The following is a 528-nucleotide window of genomic DNA, read 5'->3' as shown; positions in this document are numbered from 1 at the left end:
TGGGTCTAACCGACGACTGGCAACACATGATCGACAGCACCAGCGTTCGCGGCCACGTCTCGGCAGCGGGCGGAAAAGGGGGGCTTGTGCGAACGCTCTTGGTCGATCACGCGGCGGCTTTACGAGCAAGATCCACGCCCGCTGCGACAATCAAGGACTGCCTGTCGGCTTCATCCTGACCGGCGGCGAGGCCTCTGATTACACGGCCGCCGAACCGCTGATGGCGATCCCCGTCGCCACACCCAAGGCGCTGCTCGCGGACAAGGGCTATGATGGTAATCGCTTCCGCGACAGCCTGCTCGTCCGGGGCATCCTGCCGATCATCCCGCCCCGCTCGAACCGCAAGGTGCCAGAGCATCCCGACTATCGACGCTACCGGGACCGCAACCGCGTCGAGCGAATGTTCGGCAAGCTCAAACAGCAACGACGGATCGCCACCCGATACGACAAGACACTTCTCTCGTTCGAGAGCTTCCTCAACCTCGCCGCCTCGCGCCTATGGCTGAAGTCTTTTGTCAACACGACCTA

At 62.7% G+C, this 528-nt stretch carries 1 pseudogene; it reads left to right on the top strand.

The window, feature by feature from the left end:
- Positions 1-528 (top strand): annotated as a pseudogene (locus L0963_RS19615) (IS5 family transposase); the annotation flags it as partial.

Source organism: Sphingopyxis sp. NFH-91 (assembly GCF_021401285.1).
Classification (GTDB): domain Bacteria; phylum Pseudomonadota; class Alphaproteobacteria; order Sphingomonadales; family Sphingomonadaceae; genus Sphingopyxis; species Sphingopyxis terrae_A.
Note: the sequence above shows the minus strand (reverse complement) of the source record. Positions and strands in the feature narration are given on the sequence as shown.